Consider the following 17059-nt stretch of genomic DNA (forward strand, 5'->3'; position numbering starts at 1 on the left):
ACCTGAACACATTGGCGGACTGGTCCATGGACAAGTCATTTATCGAGCAACAGCGCGGGCGGCTCCAGGCATTGCGCCGGCAGCTTCTCGGCCCCGAACTGGCTGAACTGGCGAAGGAGCGGGCGGAAAGAGAGGTGCGCGGCGACGAGCCCCGCGAATTCGAGGAAACCGCCCAGGAAATGAGCGAGACCGAAGTCCACCAGGCCCTTCATGACGTGGACAATCGCCGCCTCAAGGCGATCGAGCGGGCGCTGCAGAAGATCGAGGAAGGCACCTACGGAATTTCCGACATCAGCGGCAAGCGGATACCGAAAGCCCGACTGGAGGCCACACCCGAAGCGATTCTGACCGTCGGGGAAGAAGCTGATCTGGAACACCAGCAAAGACGGATGTAGGCGGCGCATCCGTACCAGGTTCCGGCAGCGTCACAGCTGTTTGACCGCGCGAACTCGATACTGCATCCACCGGAAAGATCGTTGCCGCCCTTGTGCCTCCAGAAGAACGGGCGGAAGCTTGTCCACCTCGACAAGCAATCATGCCCGAGTCGAGATCATGGCCGACCGGCTGGGGACGGTGCCGCCATCTGGCACTCAAGGCCGGCGGCCCAGAAGGCGCAGTCTGGCAGGTTGCCGGCCTTGTGGGCCGTGGGGGTTTACACGGCTCGCATATGCGGCCCATGAACCATGGCTGCTCCTCGCCGCATGGGAGGATGCAAAGCGTGTTTGAAAAGTTCTTCAACCTTAGGGAACAGGGAACATCCGTCCGGACCGAGGTGATCGCCGGCATCACCACCTTCCTGACGATGTCCTACATCATCTTCGTCAACCCCGAGATCCTGTCGTCCACCGGCATGGACCGCAACGCCGTGTTCGTCGCCACCTGCCTTGCCGCGGCACTCGGCTCGCTGATCATGGGCCTTGTCGCTAAGTGGCCCATCGGCATGGCGCCGGGCATGGGGCTCAACGCCTTCTTCGCCTTCACGGTCGTCGGCGCCATGGGCTTTTCCTGGCAGCAAGCGCTGGGGGCCGTCTTCATATCAGGCGTCATCTTCCTGCTGCTGACGGTCAGCGGCGCGCGCAGCTGGCTGATCGCCGGCATCCCGCATTCGATGCGCAGCGCCATCGCCGCCGGCATCGGCATGTTCCTCGGCATCATCGCGCTGAAGAGCTCGGGCATCATCGCGGCCAGCCCGGCCACGCTGGTGACGCTCGGCGACCTCAGCCAGACAGGAACGCTGCTTGCGATTGCCGGTTTCTTCATCATTGCCGCGCTGGATGCGCTCAAGGTGCGCGGCGCGATCCTCATTGGCATCCTGGCGATCACTCTGGCATCGATAGCGCTTGGCGTCAGCCAGTTCGGAGGCATCGTTTCGATGCCGCCATCCATCCTGCCCACTTTCCTGCAGCTCGACATTGTCGGCGCACTGCATACCGGCCTGGTGCACGTGATCCTGGTGTTCGTGTTGGTCGAAGTGTTCGACGCCACCGGCACGCTGATCGGCGTCGCCAAGCGCGCCGGGCTGATCGAGCCGGGCAAGCCCAACCGGCTCGGCCGTGCGCTTCTGGCGGATAGCACAGCGATCGTCGCGGGCTCGCTGCTCGGCACCAGCAGCACCACCGCCTATGTCGAGAGCGCATCGGGCGTGCAGGCCGGCGGCCGCACCGGGCTCACCGCACTCGTCGTCGCGGTGCTGTTCCTGGCAGCATTGTTCTTCGCGCCGCTGGCCGGCTCGGTGCCGGTCTATGCGACGGCGCCCGCGTTGCTCTACGTCGCGTGCCTGATGATGCGCGAGCTCGTCGAGGTGGAATGGGCCGACATCACCGAGGCGGCGCCGGCCGCGCTGACGGCGCTGATGATGCCGTTCACCTATTCGATCGCCAATGGCCTCGCCTTCGGCTTCGTCAGCTACGCCGTGCTGAAGACGCTGACGGGTCGGCCGGGCGAAGTCCACCTGGCAACCTGGCTGGTGGCGGCGCTGTTCGTCATCCGCTTCGCGTTCTTCGCTTGAGGGTCAAGCTCAAGATCTCTGCCGGAGGCGCGCAAGTGCGGCCTCCGGCGAAACCATTGTTGCAAGGCCTTGGAACCCGATCAAAGCCTATTTCGGCGCAGCGGCCGCGATTTCGCCGGGCGGAGAGATGCGGAACAGGAAGGTGGAAACCTTCTCACCCGGCTTGAACGGGCCCGGTATCGCCTGGCTGACCGGCTCTACGCTCTGCAGGAACACGGCGATAGCCCGGGCATCTTCGGGCGTCAGCTGGGCAAAGGCATGCCATGGCATGATCGGAGCCAGCACGCGTCCGTCCGGTCGCTGGCCCGCCTGGATCGCGGTCACGATCTGCTCCGTGGTCCAGTTGCCGATACCGGTTTCCTTGTCGGGCGTTATGTTGCGGCCGACGAAGACGCCCACTCCAGGGATCTCGAAACCAACATCCGAGCCACCGAGGAACCTGTCCTGGTCGGGCTTTCCCAGGAAATATCCCGGCGTGTGGCAGTCGTTGCAGCCGCTTATCGTAACCAGATATTCGCCCCGCTTGATCTCCTGCTCGTTCGCCAGGACCGGCGACGAGAAAGCAAATGTTGCGGCCAAGCATACAAGTCCAAATGGTGCTCGATACATTACGTCACCCTTGTCTCAATTTGGTTGCTGTTCGACTTCGCATATCCCCTGCTGATTGCTTCCCAAGACTTGTATCGTTTCAAGGGACGGCAAACCTTCGCACCATTGGCGATCACTGAAAAGGGGCGAAAACCGCTGCGTTGAGCGGTCCGGCGCTCACCAAAAATTCAACTTGACGCCAAGATGATCGAGACAGATATACCAATTGCCGGCCTTGGATGCCGGCAGCAACTCAGGATAGCTCCGTTAATGGACAGTTCCAGTCGATCTAGCATCAGCCTGCTCGCCACGGCGTCGCGAACCTGACCGACTGCGTCCGGTTTACCCGTCCCGCCGGCAGGCAGTGGACAAGAGGTGAACCATGCGGACAGCACTCTTCCGCATCCTTCAACCCGCCCTGCGGTGTGCCGACCGTGGGGATCGAATAGGAAGCTAACGCTGCTGCCCTGACAGCAGTCGCCGGTTGCGCCGTCGCGCGGCCCTGCTTCCATTCGACAATCGGGTTGTCAGACCATGACCTTGTTTCATCCGGCACTCGAGGCCGGCCGCGCGCGGCGCTACGTGCCCAATCTGTGGGACGCGCTGGCCTTCGGCCTGGTCTTCGGGACGCTCATCCTCATCATCCAGGGCGGCCGCGCCACGCTTGCGCCGCTCACCGCCCTCGAGCAGACGCCCATCTCGCTCGACCCGGCGATGCTGCCGGAATATGCGGTGCGCACGACCATGCGCATGCTGGCGGCTATCGTGGCGTCGCTCGTCTTCACCCTCGCCTATGGTGCGCTGGCAGCGAAGAGCCGTCGTGCCGAAATGGTGCTGATCCCGCTGCTCGACATCCTCCAGTCCGTGCCGGTGCTGGGCTTCCTGTCGTTCACGGTGGTGGGCTTCATGGCACTTTTTCCGGGCCAGGTGGCCGGCGTCGAACTCGCCGCCATCTTCGCGATATTCACCAGCCAGGCCTGGAACATGACCTTCAGCTTCTACCAGTCGCTGAAGACGGTACCGCGCGATCTCGACGAAGCCACGCGCAGTTTCCGGCTGTCTCCCTGGCAGCGCTTCTGGCGCCTCGAAGTGCCGTTCTCGATGCCCGGTCTCGTCTGGAATACGATGATGTCGATGTCGGGCGGCTGGTTCTTCGTCGTCGCCTCCGAAGCGATCTCGGTCGGCAACACCACCATCACGCTGCCCGGCATCGGCTCCTATGTGGCGCTCGCAATCGCCCGGAAAAACCTGCAGGCAGTCGGCTGGGCAGTGATGGCGATGCTCGTCGTCATCCTGATCTACGACCAGTTGCTGTTTCGGCCGCTGGTCGCGTGGAGCGACAAGTTCCGGGTCGAGCAGTCCGCCGGTGCGGTGGCGCCGCACTCCTGGCTGCTCGTCGCCATCAGGAGGACGCGCCTGTTCCAGATCCTGCTTCGCCCCTTCGAAACCGCCCTTGCCGCCCTGCCGCGCCAGCGTTTCGCCTTGCCTGCCGCCAAGCCCGGGAGGGTCGACGCGTGGCTGTCCAGCGCCTGGGCAGATCGTGCCTGGCTGGCGATCGTGCTGGCTGCCGCGTCCGCATCGATATGGCTGATCGCCCGCTTCATCGCGACGGAACTCGCCTGGGCGGAAGTCGGAAAGGTCGTCGGGCTGGGCGTGCTGACCATGCTGCGCGTCGTCGTGCTGATGGCGCTCGCCACCTTGATCTGGGTGCCGGTCGGCGTGTGGATCGGCCTCAGGCCGCGCGTTGCCGAGCGGGTCCAGCCGCTGGCGCAGTTCCTCGCCGCCTTCCCGGCCAACATCGTCTTTCCCTTCGCCGTCGTGGCCATCGTCCGGCTCGGTCTCAACCCCGACATCTGGCTGTCGCCGCTGATGGTTTTGGGCACGCAATGGTACATCTTGTTCAACGTCATTGCCGGTGCCAGCGCCTTCCCCAACGACCTCAAGGAGGCGGCGGCAACATTCCGCATCCGTGGCTGGCAGTGGTGGCGCAAGGTCATCCTGCCGGGGGTTTTTCCCTATTATGTCACCGGTGCGATCACCGCCAGCGGCGGTTCCTGGAACGCGTCGATCGTCGCCGAAGTGGCGAGTTGGGGCAGCACTACGCTCAAGGCCCATGGGCTCGGAGCCTACATCGCCGAAGCCACGGCCGCCGGCGACTATCCGCGCATCGTTCTTGGCATCGCGGTCATGTCGCTCTTCGTGATCCTGTTCAACCGACTTCTCTGGCGCCCGCTTTATGCCTTTGCCGCCAGCCGTCTGCGCCTCGACTGAGGAAAGGAACATCCCATGTCCCTGCTCGAACTCCAGAACAACCATTCCAGCCTCGCCCCGGCCCCGCTGGTCGATCTCGCAGGCGTGCGCATGGTCTACCCCAAGGGCGACAATACCGAGCTCGTCGTACTCGACAACGTCTCGCTGACCATCCGCGAGGGCGAGATCGTCGGCCTGCTTGGCCGCTCGGGTTCCGGCAAGTCGACGCTGCTGCGCGTGCTTTCCGGTCTTGTGCCGGCGACCAGCGGCAGCGTGCGCTGGCGCGATGCGCCAGTGTCGGGCCCTTGCGAGGGCATGTCGATGGTGTTCCAGAGCTTTGCGCTGTTTCCCTGGCTCACCGTGCTCGAAAACGTCGAGATCGGCCTCGAGGCGCTCGGCGTGCCGGCGGCCGAGCGCCGCCGCCGCGCCATCGAGGCAATCGACCTGATCGGCCTCGACGGCTTCGAAAGCGCCTATCCCAAGGAACTCTCCGGCGGCATGCGCCAGCGCGTCGGCTTCGCCCGCGCGCTCGTCGTCCATCCGCGCCTGATGCTGATGGACGAGCCATTTTCGGCACTCGACGTGCTGACCGCAGAGACGCTGCGTACCGACCTCATCGACCTGTGGATCGAGGGCCGGCTGCCGATCAAGTCGATCCTGATGGTGACCCACAACATCGAGGAAGCCGTGCTGATGTGCGACCGCATCCTGATCTTCTCTTCGAACCCCGGACGAGTTGCCGCCGAGATCAAGATCGAGCTGCCGCACCCCAGAGATCGCGACGATCTCGCCTTCCGGCAGCTGGTGGACGATATCTACGCTCGCATGACGCAGCGCACTCCGGCCGAGAAGGCCGAGAAGCGGGCCGTTGATGGATTGCCCGGGACCGGCATCAACATGGTGCTGCCGCACATATCGACGAACCTGATGTCCGGCCTGATGGAGGAGCTTGCTACCCCCGCCTATGGCGGCAAGGCCGACTTGCCCGAACTGGCGGCGACGCTGCAGATGGAGGTAGACGAGCTGTTTCCGATCGCCGAGACCCTGCAATTGCTGCGCTTTGCCGAGATGGCCGAGGGCGACGTGCAACTGACGGACGCCGGCAGGCAGTTCGTCGATTCGGACATCGACACCCGCAAGCAGCAGTTTGCCGAGCATCTCGCCACCTATGTGCCGCTTGCAGCGATGATCCGGCGGGTGCTCGACGAACGGCCGAGCCACCGCGCGCCATTCACGCGCTTCTCGGAAGAACTCGAGGACCACATGTCGGTGGCGGACGCGGAGGCGACGCTCCGCGCTGCCATTTCATGGGGCCGCTATGCCGAGTTGTTCGGCTATGACGAGCAAGCCGGAGAGTTCAATCTGGAGAACCCCGCCTGACCAGGCCGGTCGCCGCCTGCGGCAGTGTGGGCTCGCGCTGTTAACAATAGGCGCGGCCCCGCCAACTTTCGTTTCCGACTATATTCCCCAAAAACGAAACTACTGCTTCACATAGAGCAGCTTTATCTATCGCCGGTGCGAGTTCGAATCCAGAAAATCGGAAAACCCGCCATTGCCGTTCGTCCAGTTGGCCGATCCATCCTCCTGATATGCCCATCGACAAGATCCGCCAGCATCGAAACCGAAAGCGCATCGCAGCTGGTACATTTCGTTTGACATTCGTTATTAGTTCGAAATAATCCCTATATAGCTTCGAAAAGAGCTAAAAATGCTGCAGTGCGAAAAGGCGGCGAAGGCGTGAGCATACCGGAAATACACGACATCTTTGTCATCGGCGGCGGCATCAATGGCTGCGGAATCGCGCGCGATGCGGTTGGCAGAGGCTACTCGGTCTACCTCGCCGAGATGAATGACCTGGCTTCCGGTACGTCTTCCTGCTCCACAAAGCTCATCCATGGCGGCCTGCGCTATCTCGAGCACTACGAGTTCCGGCTGGTGCGTGAAGCGCTGATGGAGCGCGAGGTTCTGTGGAAGAACGCGCCGCACATCATCTGGCCGATGCGCTTCGTGCTGCCCTACGCCAAGGGACTGCGTCCCGCCTGGCTGATCCGGCTCGGCCTGTTCCTCTACGACCACATCGGCGGCCGCAAGCTCCTGCCGGCGACCAAGACGCTCGACATGCGCAGCGACGCAGCCGGCAAGCCGCTGAAGCCGATCTTTGCGCGCGCCTTCGAATATTCGGACGGCTGGGTCAACGATGCGCGCCTGGTAGTGCTCAACGCCCGCGACGCCTCTGACCGTGGCGCCACGATCCGCACCCGCGCCAAGGTGACGAACGCGCGCCGCGACAATGGGCATTGGACGATCCGCGTCGAAGACCAGCGCAACGGCGCCGTCGAAGAGGTCAAGGCGCGGCTGATCGTCAATGCGGCCGGCCCGTGGATCGACCATGTGCTTGCCGGGACCGTCGGGCAAGACAACGTCCACAACGTGCGGCTCGTCCAGGGCAGCCACATCATTGTGCGCAAGAAGTTCGACGATCCCCGCGCCTATTTCTTCCAGAACAAGGACGGGCGGATCATCTTCGCCATTCCCTACGAGGACGAGTTCACCCTGATCGGCACCACCGACCGGGATTACGATGGCGATCCGCACGAGGTGAAGATCACCCAGGCCGAGACCGAGTATCTGTGCGACGCGGCAAGCGAGTATTTCGCCGAACCGGTGAAGCCCGAGCACATCGTCTGGACCTATTCCGGCGTTCGCCCGCTCTATGACGACGGCGCGACCAAAGCCCAGGAAGCGACGCGCGACTACGTGCTGAAGTCCGAGGGCGGCGAGGGTCAGGCGCCCATCGTCAACATCTTCGGCGGCAAGATCACCACCTATCGCAGGCTCGCCGAGTCGATGCTCGAAATCATCGAAAAGCACCTTGGCAACAAGGGCAAGCCATGGACGCATTCTGCTGCCCTTCCGGGCGGCGAGTTCGCGGTCACCGGCTTCGATGCGGAAGTGGCGAAGCTCAGGTCGGCCTATCCTTTCCTCGAGCCTGGCTTGGCGCGGCGCCTGACACGGCTCTATGGCACGCGGGCCAAGGCCCTGCTCGGCGCAGCAAAATCCGAAACCGACCTGGGTCGCAATTTCGGCGCCGACCTTTACGAGGCCGAGGTGCGCTATCTGGTCGAAAACGAATGGGCTGTCACGGCCGAAGACGTGCTCTGGCGTCGAACCAAGCGTGGCCTTAAGCTCGGCAGGGAACAAGCCGCAGCACTAGACGAATTTCTGCATGGAATAAGCCCTGGCGTACATCACGCCGCGGCAGAGTAGGCGCCAACCGCCTGCATCTGCCCCGGGAGGAGGGGAAATGCTGGAATTGCGCAACGTAACCAAGTCGGTGGCAGGCGCGGACCACATCCGCGACGTGTCGCTCAAGCTCGAGCACGGAAGCCTCAACGTACTTCTGGGACCTACGCTTTCGGGCAAGACAAGCCTGATGCGGCTGATGGCCGGGCTCGACAGGCCGACTTTCGGCTCGATCTGGTTCGACGACGTCGACGTCACCGGCGTACCCGTCCAGAAGCGCAACATCGCCATGGTTTACCAGCAATTCATCAACTACCCGGCGATGACCGTCTACGAAAACATCGCCTCGCCGCTACGGGTGGCCGGCATGGACAAGGCCAGCATCGACAGGCACGTGCGGCGCGCGGCCGAACTGCTCAAGCTGACGCCCTATCTGGACCGCACGCCGCTCAATCTTTCCGGCGGTCAGCAGCAGCGCACCGCACTGGCGCGCGCCATCGTCAAGAACGCCAGGCTGGTACTGCTCGACGAGCCGCTGGCCAATCTCGACTACAAGCTGCGCGAGGAACTGCGCGCCGAACTGCCAAGGATATTCGCCGAAACCGGCGCGATCTTCGTCTACGCCACGACCGAGCCGCATGAGGCCCTCCTGCTGGGCGGCAATACCGCAACCCTCTCGGAAGGCCGGATCACCCAGTTCGGGCCGACGATCGACGTCTTCCGAAAGCCCCGGGACCTGACCACCGCCAGGATTTTTGCCGATCCGCCGCTCAACACGATCAGGCTGAAAAAGAGCGGGCGCAACTTTCATCTCGACGGGGGGGTGGCACTGCCCGTGCCGGCGGAGCTGGCCGGCATTGCCGACGGGCCCTACACCATCGGCTTCCAGCCCCACCACCTTTCCTTCGAAAGGCGTACCCGCGACGCCGCCGGCGTCAAGACCAAGGTCTCGGTCACCGAGATCACCGGTTCGGAGAGCTTCGTGCATCTCGACTTCGCCGATGTGCGCTGGGTGATGCTGGCCCACGGCATCCGCCAGTACGAAGCGGACGAGATCATCGAGGTGTTCATCGACCCGCGCCATGTGATGGTGTTCGACGCCGATGGCCGCGCTGCCTCTCCCTCCCATTCCATGGCTGCATGAGGACGACGGGATGGCGCGCATCGACCTCAACCATATCCGCCACGCCTACGGTGCAAATCCGAAGACGGAAAGCGACTATGCGCTCAAGGAAGTCGACCACAGTTTCGACGACGGCGGCGCCTATGCATTGCTCGGCCCGTCGGGCTGCGGCAAGACCACCCTGCTCAACATCATCTCGGGCCTGCTCCATGCCTCGCACGGCCGGCTGCTGTTCGACGGCAAGGACGTCACGCGACTGTCGACGCAGGAGCGCAACATCGCCCAGGTGTTCCAGTTCCCAGTCGTCTACGACACCATGACGGTCTACGACAATCTCGCCTTCCCGTTGCGCAATCGCGGTGTTGCGGAAGCCGAGGTCGACCGCAAGGTGCGCGAGACGCTGGAGATGATCGATCTCGCCAGTTGGTCCGGGCGCAAGGCGCGCGGGCTGACGGCCGACCAGAAACAGAAGATCTCGCTCGGCCGCGGACTGGTGCGCTCCGACGTCAATGCCATCCTGTTCGATGAACCGCTGACGGTCATCGATCCCCACATGAAGTGGGTGCTGCGCTCGCAGCTCAAGCATCTCCACCGCCGCTTCGGCTACACGATGATCTATGTCACCCACGACCAGACCGAGGCGCTGACCTTCGCCGAGAACGTCGTGGTCATGTATGACGGCCAGATTGTCCAGATCGGCACGCCTGCCGAACTGTTCGAACGTCCAAAGCATACCTTCGTCGGCTATTTCATCGGCTCGCCCGGCATGAACGTCCTGCCGGTGGCTGTCGAAGGTCGGCGTGCCCGGCTCGGCGGGCACGTCGTTGAGCTGCCGGGCTCGCCGGACGCCGAAGGCAGTACCATCGAACTCGGCATCCGCCCCGAATATGTGCGGCTCGGCACCAAAGGCATGCCGGTCTCGGTTCACAAGGTCGAAGACATCGGCCGCCACAAGGTCGTCCGCGCAAAACTTGAAGGCCGCGAAATCGCGGTGATCATCGGCGAAGACGACAGCATCCCCACCGAGCCGCGCGTCACCTTCGACCCCGCCGGCATCAACCTCTACGACAAGTCCTGGCGCGTCGAGATGGGGGGCTGATCCATGGAAAAGACCTGGAACAACAAGGCATGGTTCATGGTGCTGCCGGTGCTGGTGCTGGTGGCATTTTCGGCGGTGATCCCGCTGATGACGGTCGTCAACTATTCGGTGCAGGACACCTTCGGCAACAACGTCTTCTTCTGGGCCGGCAGCACATGGTACGAGGAGATCCTGCATTCGCCCCGCTTCTGGGCAGCGATGGGCCGCAACCTGATCTTCTCGACCATCATCCTGGCAATCCAGATCCCACTTGGCATCTTCATTGCCCTCAACATGCCCCGCAAGGGCTGGGGCGTGCCGGTCTGCCTGGTGCTGATGGCGCTGCCGCTGCTCATTCCATGGAATGTCGTCGGCACCATCTGGCAGGTCTTCGGGCGCATAGACATCGGCCTGCTCGGCCATACGCTGGCCGCGCTCGGCATCGACTACAACTACGTCAACGATCCCTTCGACGCCTGGGTCACGGTCATCATCATGGATGTCTGGCACTGGACCAGCCTGGTGGTGCTGCTCTGCTACGCCGGGCTGGTGTCGATCCCCGACGCCTTCTACCAGGCCGCCAAGATCGACGGCGCCTCGCGCTGGGCGGTGTTCCGCTACATCCAGCTGCCGAAGATGCAGCGCGTTCTGCTGATCGCAGTTCTGCTGCGCTTCATGGACAGTTTCATGATCTACACCGAGCCCTTCGTCGTCACCGGCGGCGGCCCCGGCAACTCGACGACCTATTTGTCGATCGACCTCGTCAAGATGGCGGTCGGCCAGTTCGACCTCGGCCCGGCGGCGGCGATGTCGATCATCTACTTCCTGATCGTGCTGTTGCTCTCCTGGGTCTTCTACACCGTGATGACCAACTACGGCGTGGAGAAGTGAGATGGCGGGCGCAAGGGACGTTGCCGTGAACGCCGACAAGCAGAAGCTGATGCGCAGCGCACCGGCCGCGCCCGCTGCTGCCCATGGCGCATCGGACAAAGCGTTAGCGCGCCGGATGCGCCGCCGCGGCGAGGAATCGCGCTTCTGGTGGCTGGTGCCCACCATCTACATCATCTTCCTGATGCTACCGATCTACTGGCTCATCAACATGAGCTTCAAGTCCAACCAGGAGATCCTCGGCACCTTCTCGCTGTGGCCGCAAAACCCGACGATTCACAACTACCGCGTGATCTTCACCGATCCGTCCTGGTACAAGGGCTACATCAATTCGATCATCTATGTGGTGATGAACACCGCGATCTCGGTCGCCGTCGCCCTGCCGGCCGCCTATGCCTTCTCGCGCTATCGCTTCCTCGGCGACAAGCACCTGTTCTTCTGGCTGCTGACCAACCGGATGGCGCCGCCGGCGGTGTTCGCCCTGCCCTTCTTCCAGCTCTATTCAGCCTTCGGCCTGATCGACACCCACATCGCGGTGGCGCTGGCCCACTGCCTGTTCAACGTGCCGCTGGCGGTGTGGATCCTCGAGGGCTTCATGTCAGGCGTGCCCAAGGAGATCGACGAGACCGCCTATATCGACGGCTATTCGTTCCCGCGCTTCTTCCTGAAGATCTTCGTGCCGCTGATCGCCAGCGGCATCGGGGTGGCCGCCTTTTTCTGCTTCATGTTCTCGTGGGTCGAGCTTCTGATTGCCCGCACGCTGACCACGACCGCCGCCAAGCCGATCGCCGCGATCATGACCCGCACGGTCTCAGCCTCGGGCATGGACTGGGGCGTGCTGGCGGCGGCGGGCGTGCTGACCATCATTCCGGGCGCGCTCGTGATCTGGTTCGTCCGCAACTACATCGCCAAGGGCTTTGCCCTGGGGAGGGTGTGATGCCTGACACGAACAGTATTGCACGTTGGTCGATCGTCGGCTGCCTGCTGGTGCTGGTGGCCTGGATCGGCCTGCAGTTCGATGTCGTGGCGATGTTTTTGGGCTTCCCCGATCCGAACCAGATCGAGATGTTCGGATTCAATCTGGCGCTCCGCCTGAACTTTTCCTGGATGGCATGGACGCTGCCGACGGCGCTGTTCTTCACCACCATCTTCCTCATGCTCGTGGGCATGGGGGTGTGGGAGTATTTTTCGCCCGGCGGCAACCCGCGTGTCGGCATTCTCCGTTTCGAGACAACCAGAGGAGACCGTCTCTTCGTGTCGCTGCTCGGCAGCGCCTTCATTCATCTCGCATGGCTGGGGCTGGTCGGCCCCAACCTGTGGTGGGCTCTCGCTCTCGCAGTAGTCTACGCCATCGGCGTATTCCGCTTCGTCTAGAGAGGGAAGTGTTGGAACCGCCGCAGACCCGCGACGGCGCCAAATGGCAATGCAACCTTGTTTGGGAGGACTGAAATGCGTTTTAGAATTTTGACGTCTACCAGCGTGCTTGCTCTGCTCCTGGGAGCAGGAAATGCCTTTGCCGGAATGGACGAGGCGAAAGCCTTCCTCGATGCCGAAATCAAGGACCAGTCGGCGCTCGATCGCGCCGGCCAGGAAGCTGAAATGCAATGGTTCATCGATGCGGCGAAGCCTTTCGCCGGCATGGAGATCAAAGTCGTTTCGGAGACCATCACCACCCACGAATATGAATCGAAGACGCTGGCCAAGGCATTCAGCGACATCACCGGCATCAAGATCACGCACGACCTCATCGGCGAAGGCGACGTGATCGAGAAGCTGCAGACGCAGATGCAGTCGGGCGAAAACATCTATGACGCCTATGTCAACGACTCCGACCTGATCGGCACGCATTGGCGCTACCAGCAGGCGCGCAGCCTGACCGACTGGATGGCCAACGAGGGCAAGGACGTCACCAACCCCAACCTCGACGTCGCCGACTTCATCGGCACCAAGTTCACCACCGCACCTGACGGCAAGCTCTACCAGCTTCCCGACCAGCAGTTCGCCAACCTCTACTGGTTCCGCTACGACTGGTTCAACGACGATAAGAACAAGGCCGACTTCAAGGCGAAATACGGCTACGACCTCGGCGTTCCGGTCAACTGGTCGGCCTATGAGGACATCGCCGAATTCTTCACCGGCCGCGACGTCAACGGCCAGAAGGTCTATGGCCATATGGACTACGGCAAGAAGGATCCCTCGCTCGGCTGGCGCTTCACCGACGCCTGGCTGTCGATGGCCGGCAACGGCGACAAGGGCCTGCCGAACGGCCTGCCGGTCGACGAATGGGGCATCAAGGTCAATGCCAAGTCGCAGCCGGTCGGCTCCTGCGTCGACCGCGGTGGCGACACCAACGGGCCGGCTTCGGTCTATTCGATCGTCAAGTATCTCGACTGGCTGAAGGGCTATGCGCCGCCGGAAGCCCAGGGCATGACCTTCTCCGAGAGCGGCCCTGTGCCGGCCCAGGGCGCGATTGCCCAGCAGATCTTCTGGTACACGGCCTTCACCGCCGACATGGTCAAGCCAGGCCTGCCGGTCATGAATGAAGACGGTACGCCGAAATGGCGCATGGCTCCCTCGCCGCATGGCGTATACTGGAAGGACGGCATGAAGCTCGGCTACCAGGACGTCGGTTCGTGGACGATCCTGAAGTCGACGCCCGACGATCGCGCGAAGGCCGCCTGGCTCTATGCACAGTTCGTCACCTCGAAGACGGTGGACGTGAAGAAGAGCCATGTCGGCCTGACCTTCATCCGCCAGTCGACCCTCGACCACAAGAGCTTCAGCGACCGCGCGCCGCAGCTCGGCGGACTGATCGAGTTCTATCGCTCGCCGGCCCGCGTGCAGTGGTCGCCGACCGGCACCAACGTGCCTGACTATCCGAAGCTGGCGCAGCTGTGGTGGCAGGCGATCGGGGACGCGTCGTCGGGCGCAAAGAGCGCCCAGGAGGCCATGGACTCGCTGTGTGCGGAGCAGGAAAAGGTGCTGGAACGCCTCGAGCGCGCCGGAATCCAGGGCGACATCGGTCCGAAGCTGGCTGAGAAGCATGACCTGGCCTACTGGAATGCCGACGCGGCCAAGAACGGCAATCTGGCGCCGCAGTTGAAGATCGAGAACGAGAAGGAAAAGCCGATCACCGTCAACTATGACGAACTGGTGAAAAGCTGGAGCAAGTAAGTTCGGGCGACAGTTTGCCCGATGGAGTATCCGGGGAGACGGCGTAGTGCCGCCTCCCCTATTTATGCAAGTGACTGCAGGAGCATGAAATGAGCGGTTTCGTTTTGGCCATTGACCAGGGCACGACGTCCAGTCGGGCGATCGTGTTCGACGCGAGGATGAAGGTCGTCGGCGCGGGCCAGAAGGAATTCACCCAGCATTTTCCCGATTCCGGCTGGGTCGAGCACGATCCCGAGGAGGTCTGGGACAGTGTCGTCTCGACCGTGCACATCGCGCTCGACAAGGCTGGAAAGACTGCCGCCGACATCTCCGCAATCGGCATCACCAACCAGCGTGAGACGGTCGTCATCTGGGACAAGGCGACCGGAAGGCCGATCCACAATGCCATCGTCTGGCAGGACCGCCGCACCGCACCGCTTTGCGCCGAACTCAAGGAACGAGGCCTCGAGCCTCTCTTCACCGAGAAGACCGGCCTGCTGCTCGACCCCTATTTTTCTGGCACCAAGATCGCCTGGCTGCTCGACAAGGTCGAAGGCGCGCGCGCCCGTGCTGCGCGCGGCGAACTGCTGGCCGGCACCATCGATTCTTTCCTGATCTGGCGCCTGACCGCCGGCAAGGTGCATGCGACCGACGCAACCAACGCCTCGCGCACGCTCGTCTACAACATCGTGAAGAACGCCTGGGATGCCGAATTGCTCGACATCCTGCGTATCCCCGCGGCGATGCTGCCCGAGGTCAAGGATTGCGCGGCCGACTTCGGCGTGACGGACAAGTCTCTGTTCGGGGCCGAGATTCCGATCCTCGGTGTGGCCGGCGACCAACAGGCGGCGACCATCGGGCAAGCCTGCTTCGAACCCGGGATGATGAAATCGACATATGGCACGGGCTGCTTTGCCATCCTCAATACCGGCAGCGATATCGTCCGCTCGAAGAACCGCCTGCTGACCACCATTGCCTACCGCCTCGACGGCAAGACGACCTATGCGCTCGAAGGCTCGATCTTCGTTGCGGGTGCGGCCGTGCAGTGGCTGCGGGATGGCCTCAAGGTGATCGGAAAGGCTGAACACAGTGGCGAACTGGCCGCCAATGCGGATGAAACGCAGGACGTCTATCTCGTTCCGGCCTTCGTCGGGCTCGGCGCGCCGCATTGGGATGCCGAGGCGCGCGGCGCGATCTTTGGGCTCACCCGCAACACCGGACCGGCGGAGTTCGCACGCGCAACGCTAGAATCCGTTGCCTACCAGACCCACGACCTGCTCGACGCGATGAAGAAGGACTGGAAATCGACAAACGGCAAGACTGTGCTGCGTGTCGACGGCGGCATGGTCGCCTCCGACTGGACCATGCAGCGCCTGTCCGACATCCTCGACGCGCCGGTCGATCGTCCGACGGTGCTTGAAACGACGGCATTGGGCGCGGCCTGGCTGGCCGGGTCGCGGGCTGGTGTCTGGCCCTCGGCCGAGGATTTTGCCAAGTCCTGGGCCCTCGACCGCGAATTCAGACCGCAGATGGAACCGGGAATGCGGGCCGCCAAGCTGAAGGGCTGGCACGAGGCGGTGCGCCGGACGCTGACGCCGAAATAGGTCCTCGCGGCGACGAGCGGGACTACCCGGCCAACTTGGCGAGTAGCGCTTGCGCTTCCTCGCCAAGCATCCTGGTCAGATTGCCAGCCGGCATCTCCCGGCCGAGGCTGGCCGCCTGCCCCGACCATAGCGAAGTGAAGTCGCCCGACCCCTGCGCCTCGGCCTTGGCCCGCAGCGGCGCCAGCGCGCCGCCGGCAAGCGGAAACTCCGGCGCGAGATCGGAGATCGGCCCGGTCTCACGCATGATGCGATTGACGATGCCCCGCGCAGGCCGACCGGTGAAGACATTGGTGAGCGCAGTGTGGTCGTCCTTCGCGCCTCGAAGCGCCGCCTTGTGCACCGCCGACACCTTGGCCTCCGGGCAAAAAAGATAGGCGGTACCGATCTGCACCGCCGACGCTCCAAGCGCGAAGGCGGCGATGATGCCGCGCGCGTCGGCAATCCCACCGGCGGCAATGACAGGCACTTTGACAGCATCGACCACCTGCGGCACCAGCGCGAAGGTTCCGGGTTGGTTGGCGATGTCGTTGGTCAGGAAAATTCCGCGATGGCCGCCTGCCTCGGAGCCTTGGGCGATGATGGCGTCGCAGCCCCTCGCCTCAAGCCACACAGCCTCGTCGGCGGTCGTCGCCGAAGACAGGACCTTCGCGCCGGCTGCCTTGACGCGGTCGAGCAACACCTCATCCGGCAGGCCGAAATGGAAGCTCACCACCTCCGGCCTGAATTCCTCGACGATTGCGCAGAATTCGTCATCGAATGGCGCACGTGCGGAACGCGGCACTGGTGCGCCGGGATCTAGCCCGAGTTCGACATAATAGGGCGCGAGACGACGCTTCCAGGCGGCCTCTCGCGCCGCGTCTTCCTCAGGCTGCTTGTGGCAGAAGAAATTGACGTTGATTGGCCGTGCGGTGCGCTGGCGGATGATGCCGAGTTCGGCGCGCGCCTTGTCAGGCGTCATCATTGCGCAAGGCAAACCTCCAAGGGCGCCGGCTTCGGAAACGGCTATCACCATTTCGGAATAGACAGGGCCCGCCATCGGCGCCTGAAGGATAGGAAGTTCAAGGCCCAGAAGATCAAGAATACGACGATCCGGCCACATGGGGTCTTGCCTCCTGTTGAAAGCC

At 63.2% G+C, this 17059-nt stretch carries 14 protein-coding genes; 12 read left to right on the plus strand and 2 right to left on the minus strand.

Translation table 11 applies throughout. The features are described 5' to 3' along the window. Positions 1 to 11 precede the first annotated feature (11 nt). Both ABSY17_RS16900 and ABSY17_RS16905 read left to right on the plus strand, forming a co-directional pair. Positions 12 to 395, plus strand: coding sequence for a TraR/DksA family transcriptional regulator (locus ABSY17_RS16900; protein WP_378943205.1), 384 nt, complete (start codon positions 12 to 14; stop codon positions 393 to 395). A 323-nt stretch (positions 396 to 718) separates the two neighbouring features. Beyond that, positions 719 to 2008 carry an NCS2 family permease gene (locus tag ABSY17_RS16905; RefSeq protein ID WP_378943207.1) on the plus strand — a complete coding sequence of 430 codons (1290 nt, stop codon included), beginning with the start codon at positions 719 to 721 and terminating at the stop codon, positions 2006 to 2008. An 87-nt stretch (positions 2009 to 2095) separates the two neighbouring features. Here the strand turns inward: ABSY17_RS16905 and ABSY17_RS16910 are convergent, their stop codons facing one another. Continuing rightward, on the minus strand, positions 2096 to 2617 hold the full coding sequence (locus ABSY17_RS16910) for a cytochrome c (protein ID WP_378943210.1): 522 nt from the start codon (positions 2615 to 2617) through the stop codon (positions 2096 to 2098). A gap of 513 nt (positions 2618 to 3130) precedes the next feature. Between ABSY17_RS16910 and ABSY17_RS16915 the strand changes: the two genes are divergently transcribed. The 10 genes from ABSY17_RS16915 (at position 3131) to glpK (ending at position 15935) form a co-directional block, all read left to right on the plus strand. Next, positions 3131 to 4867 carry an ABC transporter permease gene (locus ABSY17_RS16915; RefSeq protein ID WP_378943212.1) on the plus strand — a complete coding sequence of 579 codons (1737 nt, stop codon included), beginning with the start codon at positions 3131 to 3133 and terminating at the stop codon, positions 4865 to 4867. Between the two features lie 15 nt (positions 4868 to 4882). Then, on the plus strand, positions 4883 to 6226 hold the full coding sequence (locus ABSY17_RS16920; protein ID WP_378943215.1) for an AAA-associated domain-containing protein: 1344 nt from the start codon (positions 4883 to 4885) through the stop codon (positions 6224 to 6226). A gap of 357 nt (positions 6227 to 6583) precedes the next feature. Next, positions 6584 to 8113: a glycerol-3-phosphate dehydrogenase gene (glpD, locus tag ABSY17_RS16925; RefSeq protein ID WP_378943218.1), complete on the plus strand. Its 1530-nt coding sequence runs from the start codon at positions 6584 to 6586 to the stop codon at positions 8111 to 8113. A gap of 37 nt (positions 8114 to 8150) precedes the next feature. Then, the gene (locus ABSY17_RS16930; protein WP_378943220.1) at positions 8151 to 9233 is read left to right on the plus strand and encodes an ABC transporter ATP-binding protein; all 1083 of its coding nucleotides are present in this window, start codon (positions 8151 to 8153) and stop codon (positions 9231 to 9233) included. A gap of 10 nt (positions 9234 to 9243) precedes the next feature. Further along, the gene (locus ABSY17_RS16935; RefSeq protein WP_378943223.1) at positions 9244 to 10311 is read left to right on the plus strand and encodes an ABC transporter ATP-binding protein; all 1068 of its coding nucleotides are present in this window, start codon (positions 9244 to 9246) and stop codon (positions 10309 to 10311) included. A gap of 3 nt (positions 10312 to 10314) precedes the next feature. Further along, positions 10315 to 11181, plus strand: coding sequence for a carbohydrate ABC transporter permease (locus tag ABSY17_RS16940; protein ID WP_378943225.1), 867 nt, complete (start codon positions 10315 to 10317; stop codon positions 11179 to 11181). A 115-nt stretch (positions 11182 to 11296) separates the two neighbouring features. After that, entirely contained in the window at positions 11297 to 12115 is an 819-nt protein-coding gene (locus ABSY17_RS16945) for a carbohydrate ABC transporter permease (protein ID WP_378952789.1), read from the plus strand. A 155-nt stretch (positions 12116 to 12270) separates the two neighbouring features. Continuing rightward, a complete protein-coding gene (locus tag ABSY17_RS16950; protein ID WP_378952792.1) occupies positions 12271 to 12552 on the plus strand; it encodes a DUF2160 domain-containing protein in 282 nt (93 codons plus the stop codon). Positions 12553 to 12627: 75 nt separating this feature from the next. Further along, entirely contained in the window at positions 12628 to 14352 is a 1725-nt protein-coding gene (locus ABSY17_RS16955) for a carbohydrate ABC transporter substrate-binding protein (RefSeq protein WP_378943228.1), read from the plus strand. A gap of 89 nt (positions 14353 to 14441) precedes the next feature. After that, positions 14442 to 15935, plus strand: a complete 1494-nt coding sequence (glpK, locus tag ABSY17_RS16960; RefSeq protein ID WP_378943230.1) for a glycerol kinase GlpK — start codon at positions 14442 to 14444, stop codon at positions 15933 to 15935. Positions 15936 to 15957: 22 nt separating this feature from the next. On the opposite strand, the gene ABSY17_RS16965 is transcribed toward glpK, so the two are convergent. After that, the gene (locus ABSY17_RS16965; RefSeq protein ID WP_378943233.1) at positions 15958 to 17034 is read right to left on the minus strand and encodes an NAD(P)H-dependent flavin oxidoreductase; all 1077 of its coding nucleotides are present in this window, start codon (positions 17032 to 17034) and stop codon (positions 15958 to 15960) included. Between the last annotated feature and the right edge of the window lie 25 nt (positions 17035 to 17059).

Source organism: Mesorhizobium sp. ANAO-SY3R2 (genome assembly GCF_042466635.1).
Classification (GTDB): Bacteria; Pseudomonadota; Alphaproteobacteria; order Rhizobiales; family Rhizobiaceae; genus Aminobacter.

Excerpts from the sequence above, each read along its gene's own strand:
- ABSY17_RS16910 (WP_378943210.1), bottom strand. The coding sequence starts at position 2,617 with ATGTATCGAGCACCATTTGGACTTGTATGCTTGGCCGCAACATTTGCT.
- ABSY17_RS16915 (WP_378943212.1), top strand. The coding sequence starts at position 3,131 with ATGACCTTGTTTCATCCGGCACTCGAGGCCGGCCGCGCGCGGCGCTAC.
- ABSY17_RS16920 (WP_378943215.1), top strand. The coding sequence starts at position 4,883 with ATGTCCCTGCTCGAACTCCAGAACAACCATTCCAGCCTCGCCCCGGCC.
- ABSY17_RS16930 (WP_378943220.1), top strand. The coding sequence starts at position 8,151 with ATGCTGGAATTGCGCAACGTAACCAAGTCGGTGGCAGGCGCGGACCAC.
- ABSY17_RS16935 (WP_378943223.1), top strand. The coding sequence starts at position 9,244 with ATGGCGCGCATCGACCTCAACCATATCCGCCACGCCTACGGTGCAAAT.
- ABSY17_RS16940 (WP_378943225.1), top strand. The coding sequence starts at position 10,315 with ATGGAAAAGACCTGGAACAACAAGGCATGGTTCATGGTGCTGCCGGTG.
- ABSY17_RS16945 (WP_378952789.1), top strand. The coding sequence starts at position 11,297 with ATGCGCCGCCGCGGCGAGGAATCGCGCTTCTGGTGGCTGGTGCCCACC.
- ABSY17_RS16955 (WP_378943228.1), top strand. The coding sequence starts at position 12,628 with ATGCGTTTTAGAATTTTGACGTCTACCAGCGTGCTTGCTCTGCTCCTG.
- glpK (WP_378943230.1), top strand. The coding sequence starts at position 14,442 with ATGAGCGGTTTCGTTTTGGCCATTGACCAGGGCACGACGTCCAGTCGG.
- ABSY17_RS16965 (WP_378943233.1), bottom strand. The coding sequence starts at position 17,034 with ATGTGGCCGGATCGTCGTATTCTTGATCTTCTGGGCCTTGAACTTCCT.